Raw genomic sequence first — 10,325 nt, 5'->3', positions numbered from 1 at the left:
GTGGTATGGGGGCCATCGCGTCCCTCGGGGTAGGGGGACTCCTGCGAGCCTGGACGGGGGCGTCGCTCAGGACTCCTGGTCCAGTGGAATGTCGGTGCGCTCTTCGAACTCCCGGATCGACTCGGCGTACGAGTGAACGTGGCGGCTCATGCGACGGACCGCAGCATCGGGGTCGCGGTCTCGGATCGCTCTGGTGACCGAGCGATGCGCCTTCACGGTGATCTCGCGGACCTTCTCGTCGATGAAGCCCTCGTTCTCGGTGGCGGCGTAGATGGCACGGGACAGCGAGATCATCAGACCCGACAGCAGTTCGTTGTGGCTCGCGCTGGCGACGGCGATGTGCCAGTCGACGTTGGCCTGGAGGAACGCGTCGAGCTTGTCGCCGGCGGCCGCGATGTCCTCGTTCGCGGCGTCGAGCCGCGCGAGATCCTCGTCGGTCCGATGACGGGCGGCCAGTTGCGCGCAGAACGGTTCGATCGCCTCGCGCGTTTCGAGCAGCGCGCCCAGGCGGATCTGGCGTCCTCGAATGAGCAGCGCCACGGTGTCGGCCATCGACTGCTCGCCGGGTCGCTGGACGAAGGCACCCCCGGCGCGTCCCGCCTTGATTCGTACCAGGCCCTGTACCTCGAGGATGCGCAGAGCCTCGCGCACCGTGGTCCGGCTCATCTTCGTCTGGACGACGAGTTCGCGTTCCGGGGGAAGCGGGGTCCCTTCGGTGTATTCGCCGCTGAGGATGCGTTCGCGCAGCTCGTTGGCAAGAACATCCGACGCCTTGGGAACCTCCATCGGAGTCAGCTGGATGGAGGAACGTCCGGTCCGGGTCGTGCTCGGTGCGGCTGGTGACATGACTCCCCGCCCTCTCTGGTCTAACGGTCAGACCTAATATACCATCGAATCGTCGCTGCATTCATCTTGCAGGGTATTCCCCGACTCATCGAGAGGACCAGTTCCATGCGTTGGGAGCTGTCAGAAGAGCAGGAAATGTTCACCGAAGCCCTCGGCGGCTGGCTCGAGCGGTTCGCGGCACCCGCGAACGTCCGGAAGTGGGGCGAATCGGGTGAACCTGCCGAGTTCGAGCGCAGATTCGTGGAGGAGGGGTGGTTCTCGGCCGGCCTGCCGGAGGATGTGGGCGGACAGGGGGGCGGTCTGCTCGAACTCGCGCTGACCGCCGAGGCACTGGGCCGGTGTGCCGCCCCGGCGAGCGCGTGGACCGCGTCGGTGCTCGCGGCCCCTCTGTTGCCGCCTGACGTCGCCGACGCGGTGCTCACCGGTGGCGAATTCGCGGCCCTGGCACTCGATTCCAGCCGTCCCCTCGGACTCCGCGACGCCGTGCGCGTCGACGAGCGAGGGGTGCTGACCGGTCGCGTGTCCGCGGTGCTCGGCGCCGAACGGGCCGCTCGGCTCGTCGTCCCCGCCGAGGGTGGCGACGGAGCGGCCCTCTATCTCGTTCGGGTCGGAGACCCGGGCGTCACGGTCACGCCGCGGCGTTTCCTCGATCCGTCCCGGGGCGCGGCCGACGTACGGTTCGAGAACGTCGTCGCGCAGCGCCTCGACGTCGATGTGCCGGCCGCGCTGGCCGACGCGGGGTTGCGCGCCGCCGTGCTCGTCTCCGCGGACGCGCTCGGGGCGATGGAGCGGATGCTGCAATTGGCGGTGGATTACAGCCGAACACGCCACCAGTTCGGTGTGCCGATCGGTTCCTTCCAGGCGATGAAGCACGCTGCCGCAACGATTCTCGTGTCCGTGGAGGCGGCTCGGTCCATCGCCTACTATGCCGCGGCCTCGGTGGATCTCGGCCTCGAGGAGCGCGCGATGCATGCGGCGATCGCGAAGGCGCAGGTGACCCGGAGTGCGGTCCAGGCCGCCGACAGTGCGCTCGTGATGCACGGCGCCATCGGCTACACGTGGGAGCACGACCTGCAGCTGTTCTACAAGCGCACCAAGCTCGACGAGAAGCTGTTCGGAAGCCCGGAGGTGTGGAACGAGCGTCTCGCTCGGGATCTGCCTCTTCTGCCGGCGGCCGGCTGACCACCGTTGACTAAATGGTCTGTCCTTTAGTAACTTAATGCCAAACGGTAGCGACGACGACGGGACTGTGTTGTGGACTTCGATCTGACCGAGGATCAGGCAACGATCCGAGATGCGGTACGAGAACTCGCCGGCAAGTTCGACGAGCAGTACTGGGTGGAGAAGGACGCCGCCCACGAATTCCCCACGGAGTTCTACGACGCGTTCGCCAAGGGCGGCTGGCTGGGCATCACCACCCCCGAGGAGTACGGAGGACACGGCCTGGGCATCACCGAGGCCTCGATCCTGCTGCAGGAGGTCGCCGCGTCCGGCGCCGGCATGAACGGCGCCAGCTCGATGCACCTGTCGATCTTCGGCATGCACCCGGTGATCGTGCACGGCTCCGAGGAACTCAAGCAGCGCACCCTGCCGCGAATCGTCAACGGAGACCTGCACGTGTGCTTCGGGGTCACCGAACCCGGCGCGGGCCTGGACACCACCAAGATCACCACCTTCGCGCGGCGCGACGGCGACAAGTACATCGTCAACGGACGCAAGGTGTGGATCTCGAAGGCGATGGAGTCGGAGAAGATCCTCCTGCTCACCCGCACCACCAAGTTCGAGGACGTGACCAAGAAGACCGACGGTCTCACGCTCTTCCTCACCGACCTGGACCGCTCGAAGGTCGAGATCCGCCCCATCAAGAAGATGGGCCGCAATGCCGTCACCTCCAACGAGTTGTTCATCGACGGACTCGAGATCCCCGTCGAGGATCGGGTCGGCGAGGAGGGCAAGGGCTTCAAGTACATCCTCGACGGGCTCAACCCGGAACGGATGCTCGTCGCCTCCGAGGCCCTCGGCATCGGCCGCGCCGCCCTGCACCGCGCCACCCAGTACGCCACCGAGCGTGAGGTGTTCGGCCGCCCGATCGGCATGAACCAGGGCATCCAGTTCCCCCTCGCGGACTCCCTCGCCCACCTCGACGCCGCCGAGCTCGTCCTGCGCAAGGCGACCTGGCTCTACGACAACGGCCGCCCCTGCGCCCGCGAGGCCAACATGGCCAAGTACCTGTGCGCCGACGCCGGCTTCCAGGCCGCCGACCGCGCCCTGCAGACCCACGGCGGCATGGGCTACTCGGAGGAGTACCACGTCGCGCGCTACTTCCGTGAGGCGCGCCTGACGCGCATCGCACCACTGAGCCAGGAAATGGTTCTCAACTACCTCGGCGAGCACGTGCTCGGCCTCCCCAGGAGCTACTGATGTTCGAACTCACCGGAAGATCCGCCCTCGTGACCGGCGCGGGCAGCGGCATCGGCGCCTCCGTCGCGCACGCGTACGCCGCCGCCGGCGCTGCCGTCCTCGTCACCGATGTCGACGAGGACGCGGCCGCCGCCGTCGCCGCGGAGATCACCGCCACCGGCGGTACCGCCAAGTCCGCCGTGCTCGACGTCCGCAACGCCGCCCAGGCCGCGGCCGCGGCGGAGCAGGCCGCCGCCCTCGGGGGCGGCGTCGTCAACATCCTGGTCAACAACGCCGGGGCCATCGCACCCGCGATGTTCCCGAATCTCGAGGAGGACGACTTCCGCCGCATCGTCGACATCCACCTCGTCGGCAGCTACGTGTGCAGCAAAGCCGTGCTGCCCTATCTGCCGGAGGACGGCACCGGGCGCGTCATCAACGTCACCTCCGCCGCCGGCCTGCAAGGTACCATCGGCCAGGCCAATTACGGGGCGGCCAAGGCGGGCATCATCGGCCTGACCAAGTCGCTGGCCCGCGAGCTCGCCCGCAAACAGATCACCGTCAATGCCATTGCGCCCCTTGCAGCCACGCCGATGACCGAGAACATCCGCAGCAACGACAAGCTCGCGGCCAAGACCCTCGAGCGTGTCGCGCTGAGGCGCTGGGCCGAGCCGAACGAGATCTCGGCCAGCTTCGTGTTCTTCGCCTCCGACGGCGCCTCGTACATCACGGGCCAGGTGCTGCCCGTCGACGGTGGAACGGTGATCTGATGACCAACGCAACCAACCCGTTCCAGCGCTCCGCGCGCGAGGTGATCATCGCCGAAGCGGCTCGCACCCCCATGGGCCGATCCCACGCCGAACGCGGATGGTTCCGTGATACGCATCCGAACGAGATGCTCGGCGCGGTCTACACGGATCTGATCCGCCGCAGCGGTCTGGCCCCGGCGGCAGTGGAGGACCTCATCGTCGGTTGCACCGCGCCCTTCGGTGAGCAGTCCCGCAACATCGGCCGCAACGCATGGCTGCAGGCCGGATACCCGCCCGAGGTGCCGGCCGTCGTCCTCGACCGCCGTTGCGGCTCCGCGCAGACCGCGGTCGAGATGGGTACCGCCCTCGTCGGGTCCGGCACGCACGACCTCGTCATCGCCAGCGGTGTCGAGCACATGGGCCACGTGCCGATCAACTCCCCGGCCAAGATCTCCGAGTTCTACGGCGATCCGTGGCCGGCCGAGTTGCGGGAGAAGTACGACTTCGTGCACCAGGGCGAGAGCGCCGAGCTCATCGCCGACCGGTGGGGCATCGCCCGGCAGGAGATGGACGAATTCACCGTGCGATCCCATCGTCTGGCGACCGAGGCCATCGAGGCCGGGCGGTTCGACGAAGAGATGATCCCCCTCGAGCTCGACGGCGAGTTCCGCAGGACCGACCAGACCGTCCGGCCCGGCACGAGCCTGGATACCCTGGCCGGCCTGAGGACCGCGTTCCGGGAGAACGGCCGGATCACCGCCGGCAGTTCGTCGCCGATCTCGGACGGCGCGGCCGGTGTCCTGCTCGCCTCGCGGGACGCGGTCGAGACCCACGGTCTGCGCGCCCGCGCCCGGATCCTCGACCAGACCACGGTCGGAGTCGACCCGATCATCATGCTCACCGGTCCGATTCCGGCAACACAGAAGCTGCTCGACCGCAACGGGATGACGATCGACGACATCGACCTCTTCGAGATCAACGAGGCGTTCAGTTCCGTGGTCCTGGCCTGGGAACGCGAACTCAAGCCCGACATGGACCGGGTCAACGTCAACGGCGGCGCGATCGCGCTCGGGCACCCGGTCGGCGCCACCGGCGCCCGTCTCATCGCGACGATCGTCGCCGAACTCGAACGTCGCGACGCCGAAATCGGACTGGTCACCATGTGCTGCGGTGGCGGACTCGGAACCGCCACCCTGATCCAACGGATCGACTGATGATCGACCTCACGCCCCACGTCCGGGCCGGCGACGGAATCTGGTGGAGCCAGACGAGCGCGGAACCCACCCCGCTCGTCCACGCCCTGCTCGACCAGCTCCCGTCGATCGGCCCGGTCCGGGCGTTCGTGGGACTGACCTGGGACCGCCGACTCACCGAGCAGACCCCGGACGAGTTGTCCGTCGTCTCCTACGGCGGGCTCGGTGAACTGCGCCGGCTCAGCCAACGGGACCGGCTCGAGGTCGTGCCCTGCCACTACGGGGCATTGCCCCGGCTGTTCGCCGAGCACCGCCTGCCGTGCGACGTCGGGTTCGTGCAGGTCGCTCCTCCCGACGCCGACGGCAACTGCTCGCTCGGCGTCGGCGTCGACTACGTCGCCGACGCACTCGAGCACACCCCCGTCCTGATCGCCGAGATCAATCAGCGCATGCCGACCACCCACGGTGCACCCAGGATCCCGCTGTCGCGGTTCGCGGCGGTCGTCGAGACCGACCGGCCGCTGCTCGAAGCGCCCGACCGTGAGCCCGCCGCCGTCGAGACGGCGATCGCCCGGCACGTCGCCGGCCTCGTCGAGGACGGCGACACCATCCAGGTCGGTGTGGGCACGCTGCCCTCGGCGGTGCTGGCGGCCCTGGAAGGACATCGGGACCTCGGCCTGCACTCCGGCATGATCTCCGATGCGGTGCTGCGGCTGATCGACAAGGGCGTGCTGACCGGTGCGCGCAAACAGATCGACATCGGACGCCACGTCACCGGGGCGGCGCTGGGCACGGCCACCCTGTACGAGCGCCTGCCGCACCTGCCGGTGGAATTCCGTCCCGCCAGCTATACCCATGCGCCGCAAGTGCTCTCGCAGCTGACCGCGCTCGTGTCGATCAACTCAGCCATCGAGGTCGACCTCACCGGGCAGGTGGGGGCGGAACAGGCCGGAGCCACCTACGTCGGCGCGGTCGGCGGACAGGTGGACTTCTCCCGGGCCGCGGCCCTGACCGGTGGCCGCTCGGTCATCGCGCTGCGGTCCACCGCGCGGGGCCGCTCGTCGATCAAGCCGGCCCTCCAGTTCGGATCCGTCACCACGGCCCGCGCCGACGTGGACTACGTCGTCACCGAGCACGGCGTCGCCGAACTGCGGGGCTGTTCGCTCGCGGAACGGGCCCGACGAATGATCGCCGTGGCAGCCCCGGAACATCGCGAACAGCTGGACATCGCACTGACCGAGCACGACCTTGCTTCGTAGCGGAGCGAGCGGAAACGAGGAGTGAACGCCATGACGCGTCCCCAACGGGTACAGATCCGAGAAGTCGGTCCGCGCGACGGCTTCCAGAACGAGCCGGAGACCATCCCGACCGACGACAAGGTGCGGCTGATCAACGCCCTCGGGCGCGCCGGCCTGAAGCGTATCGAGGTCGCCAGTTTCGTGCGGCCCGACGTCATCCCGCAGCTTTCGGACGGGGTGGAGGTGCTCAGCCGCATCGACGTGCCCGACGACGTGAGGCTGATGGTCCTCGTGCCGAACAGCAAGGGACTGGACAACGCGCTGAAGGTTCGCGACACCTTCCACGAGGTCGCGATCTTCGTCAGCGCATCCGAAACCCACAACAAGAAGAACGTCAACCGCACCGTCGACGAAACCATGGCGGACAACGACATCATGGCTCGCCGGATCGTCGCCGAGGACCTGCACTGCGCTGCGGTCATCGCGACGTCGTTCGGATGCCCCTTCGAGGGCAAGGTGGAGTTGAAGCGGGTGTTGGACCTGGCGGAGAGATTCGCCGAATCCGGAGCCACGGAGATCGGCTTCGGTGACACCACCGGCATGTGCAATCCGGCCTACGCCTCGGAGTTCTTCGCCGCGGCCATCGAACGTCTGCCCGGCGTCGAGGTCACCGCGCACTTCCACAACACCCGCGGCCAGGGCCTCGCGAACGCGTTCGCCGCGCTCGAGGCGGGGTGCGCGAGCTTCGAGTCGAGCTTCGGTGAACTGGGCGGCTGCCCCGTCCCGGTGGGTTCGACCGGCAACATCGCCACCGAGGACCTGGTGAGCATGTTCCACGAAATGGGCGTGGAGACCGGCCTCGACCTCGACTTGGTCATCGACGCCGCTCGCGAAGCTCAGCAGGTGCTGGGCCGCAAGCTCACCAGCCACTCGATCGTGGCCGGCCCGATCCAGTGGGCCGCGGGCGTGCGCTGACGCCCTCGTCCCCGGTACGACTTCGACATCAGAACCAACAACACGGAGTGAAATCATGAGCAATCGAGTCGCATTCGTCACCGGCGGCGCGCAGGGCATCGGCAAGGGAATCTCCGATGCGCTGGGTGCCGCGGGCTTCCGCGTCGCGGTCGCCGACCTCAACCTCGAGGCCGCCGAGGAGACCGCGGCCGCCATCCGCGAGGCCGGAGGCCAGGCAATCGCCGTCCCGGTCGACGTGACGGACACCGAGTCCGTGCAGGCGGCGGTCAAGCAGGTCGCCGAGCAGTTCGGTCCCGTCGAGATCGTCGTCAACAACGCCGGATGGGACGACTTCATGCCGTTTCTGAAGACCGACGAGGCGTTCTGGGACCGGATTCTCGAGATCAACTTCAAGGGCCAGCTGCGGGTCGTCCAGGCGACCCTGCCGGGCATGGTCGAGCGTGGCTGGGGGCGCGTCATCAACATCGGTTCGGACGCCGGACGCGTCGGCTCGTCGCTCGAAGCGGTGTACTCGGGTGCCAAGGGCGGCATCATCGCGTTCACCAAGACCCTCGCTCGTGAGGTCGCCACGAAGGGCGTCACCGCCAACACGGTGTGCCCCGGACCGACGGACACCCCGGCCCTGCGCAAGTTCGCCGACAACTCCGGTCAGGAAGCCGACAAGGTGATCGCCGGCATGACCCGCGCGGTGCCGATGAAGCGGCTCGGCAAGGCCACCGACATCGGCGCCGCCGTGGCGTTCTTCGCCTCCGACGAGGCGGAGTTCGTCACCGGCCAGACCCTGTCCGTCAGTGGTGGCCTGACGATGGCCTGAGCGCCACTGCCTGTCCCACACACCGGCCGGCAGTCGATCGGCTGCCGGCCGGCGTGTCCGTCCGTCGTGTCCGTCCGTCGTGTCCGGAGCTCGGCGTGCCGCGTGCGATCGGGTCGATCCGAGACCGAGCGGCCCACCCACCTGCGGCAGGTCCCCTCGAATTACTCGAACAATTTGACCATGAACGTAATTCAAATTCGTGTGAATCTCGAACGGGCGCGGGGGTAAGGCGACTCGGCTCTCGCGGTTCGGGCAGGAACGCGATAGTGCGGCACCCGAAGGAGCCACCAACCATGAAGATTCCCCTACCGGGCAGCGGCCTGTATCGACGGATGGGCCGGTGGGCCGGCGTCGTGAGCGGAGCCGCCGAGGGTGTCCGCGCGGTTGCCGCCGGCTCGGCCCGATTCGGCGGTGAACTATCTCGGATCGCCCTCGGCGCTTCCGAGGTCGCACCCCCGAAGGGGGATCGTCGATTCGTCGATCCCGCGTGGACCTCGAACCCGATGTACCGGCGCATCGGTCAGGCCTATCTGCTGTCCGCTCGGGAGATCGAGGACGCGGTCGTATCGGCCGAATCGCCGATCCGGTTCGGGCACAACAACTCGCCTTCGCAGCACGGATCGTCGTGAGCGGACTCGCCCCGACGAACTACCTCATGACGAACCCCACGGTCCTCAAGGAGACGTTCGACACGGCCGGCCTGAACCTGGTGCGCGGACTCCGGAACTACGTCACCGACGTGCGGCGAAACGGTGGCATGCCCGCCATGGTCCCGCACGGTGCCTTCGAGGTCGGCCGCGATCTCGCCGTCACACCCGGTGCCGTGGTGGCCCGGGACGAGGTCGCGGAGGTGCTCCGCTATGTGCCCACCACCGACACCGTGCACGCCCGTCCGGTACTGGTGGTGCCGCCCCCGATCGGCCGCTTCTACTTCCTGGACCTCCAGCCGGGACGCAGTTTCGTCGAACACTCCGTGTCCCGCGGTCTGCAAACCTTCATGCTCTCCTGGCGTAACCCCAACCAGGACCAGGGCGGATGGGATCTCGACACCTACGCTCGGCGAGTCTCCGAGGCGATCGACACGGTTCGAGCAGAAACCGGCAGCGACGACGTGAATCTCATCGGATTCTGCGCGGGTGGCATCATCTCGACCGGGCTGCTCAATCATATGGCGGCCACCGGCGACACGCGGGTGCACTCGATGTCCTATGCGGTCACCATGCTCGACTTCGAGAACAAGGAACTGCTCGATGCGTTCGCCGGGCAAAAGCTGGTGTCTTTCGCGCGGGGCCGCTCATTGAGGAACGGCATCATCAGCGCCCGCGACATGGGCAACGCCTTCCTGTGGATGCGCCCGGACGACCTCGTGTTCAACTACGTCGTCAACAATTATCTGATGGGCAGGACCCCGCCTGCATTCGACATACTTGCGTGGAACGCCGACGGCACGAATCTGCCCGGCTCCCTACATGCTCAGTTCCTCGACATCTTCCGCGACAACATGCTGGCGAAGCCGGGCTCGATGACGGTGCTCGGCACGCCCGTCGACCCGGGGACCGTCACAGTCCCGACCTTCGTCTCCGGTGCGATCGACGACCATCTCACCGCCTGGAAGGGGTGTTACCGGACCACACAGCTCCTCGGAGGTGATTGCACGTTCGTTCTCAGCTACTCCGGGCACATCGCGAGCCTCGTCAATCCGCCCGGCAATCCGAAGTCCCATTACTGGACCGGCGGCGCCCCCGGTGCGGACCCGCACCAGTGGCTCGACCAGGCCACCCGCGTGACGGGCAGTTGGTGGGAGCCGTGGGCCGACTGGGTAAGTGAGAGGTCAGGAGACCGCATGTCGTCGCCGGTCCTGCACGAAGCCGAGTATCCGCTCGGCCCCGCTCCGGGACGCTATGTCGGGGAGCCCTCGAACTGACAGCTTCGCCGGCCGAGGAGGCACGCATGGATCTCGAAATCGCCGACTCCGTCGCTCCCGACGGCGGGACGGCGAGACCGTCCTTGTGCGTCTCCGTGACGGTCGGCTGCACCACAGTGACACCGGGTCGACGGACGTGACGGAAAGGTCTGCATCCACGCGCACGCAGTGCAAAGTCCATACAGT

Annotated in this window: 10 protein-coding genes; 9 read left to right on the top strand and 1 reads right to left on the bottom strand. The window is 67.7% G+C overall.

Features of this window, described 5'->3' with window-relative positions; all coding sequences use genetic code 11:
* Positions 1-66 precede the first annotated feature (66 nt).
* Positions 67-786: a FadR/GntR family transcriptional regulator gene (locus CQZ88_RS26145; protein ID WP_006934213.1), complete on the bottom strand. Its 720-nt coding sequence runs from the start codon at positions 784-786 to the stop codon at positions 67-69.
* 165 nt (positions 787-951) lie between these two features.
* On the opposite strand from CQZ88_RS26145, the gene CQZ88_RS26140 reads away from it, so the two are divergent.
* The 9 genes from CQZ88_RS26140 (at position 952) to CQZ88_RS26105 (ending at position 10,139) form a co-directional block, all read left to right on the top strand.
* Positions 952-2,028, top strand: coding sequence for an acyl-CoA dehydrogenase family protein (locus CQZ88_RS26140; protein ID WP_006934211.1), 1,077 nt, complete (start codon positions 952-954; stop codon positions 2,026-2,028).
* Between the two features lie 72 nt (positions 2,029-2,100).
* The gene (locus CQZ88_RS26135) at positions 2,101-3,267 is read left to right on the top strand and encodes an acyl-CoA dehydrogenase family protein (protein WP_006934209.1); all 1,167 of its coding nucleotides are present in this window, start codon (positions 2,101-2,103) and stop codon (positions 3,265-3,267) included.
* Positions 3,267-4,016, top strand: coding sequence for an SDR family NAD(P)-dependent oxidoreductase (locus tag CQZ88_RS26130; protein WP_006934208.1), 750 nt, complete (start codon positions 3,267-3,269; stop codon positions 4,014-4,016). The genes CQZ88_RS26135 and CQZ88_RS26130 overlap by 1 nt, the downstream gene beginning before the upstream one ends.
* Positions 4,016-5,209 carry a thiolase family protein gene (locus tag CQZ88_RS26125; RefSeq protein WP_102800525.1) on the top strand — a complete coding sequence of 398 codons (1,194 nt, stop codon included), beginning with the start codon at positions 4,016-4,018 and terminating at the stop codon, positions 5,207-5,209. Before CQZ88_RS26130 ends, CQZ88_RS26125 begins: the two co-directional genes overlap by 1 nt.
* Positions 5,209-6,447, top strand: coding sequence for an acetyl-CoA hydrolase/transferase family protein (locus tag CQZ88_RS26120; RefSeq protein WP_006934204.1), 1,239 nt, complete (start codon positions 5,209-5,211; stop codon positions 6,445-6,447). The genes CQZ88_RS26125 and CQZ88_RS26120 overlap by 1 nt, the downstream gene beginning before the upstream one ends.
* Positions 6,448-6,477: 30 nt before the next feature.
* Positions 6,478-7,401 (top strand): hydroxymethylglutaryl-CoA lyase, encoded by a 924-nt coding sequence (locus CQZ88_RS26115; RefSeq protein WP_006934203.1) that lies wholly within the window; start codon positions 6,478-6,480, stop codon positions 7,399-7,401.
* A 55-nt stretch (positions 7,402-7,456) separates the two neighbouring features.
* Positions 7,457-8,215 (top strand): SDR family NAD(P)-dependent oxidoreductase, encoded by a 759-nt coding sequence (locus tag CQZ88_RS26110; RefSeq protein ID WP_006934189.1) that lies wholly within the window; start codon positions 7,457-7,459, stop codon positions 8,213-8,215.
* Between the two features lie 293 nt (positions 8,216-8,508).
* Positions 8,509-8,844, top strand: coding sequence for a hypothetical protein (locus CQZ88_RS31925; RefSeq protein ID WP_258008802.1), 336 nt, complete (start codon positions 8,509-8,511; stop codon positions 8,842-8,844).
* A complete protein-coding gene (locus CQZ88_RS26105; protein ID WP_051359209.1) occupies positions 8,841-10,139 on the top strand; it encodes an alpha/beta hydrolase in 1,299 nt (432 codons plus the stop codon). Before CQZ88_RS31925 ends, CQZ88_RS26105 begins: the two co-directional genes overlap by 4 nt.
* Positions 10,140-10,325: the final 186 nt, after the last annotated feature.

This window comes from Rhodococcus sp. ENV425 (assembly GCF_002887785.1).
Lineage (GTDB): Bacteria > Actinomycetota > Actinomycetes > Mycobacteriales > Mycobacteriaceae > Rhodococcus > Rhodococcus aetherivorans.
Note: the sequence above shows the minus strand (reverse complement) of the source record. Positions and strands in the feature narration are given on the sequence as shown.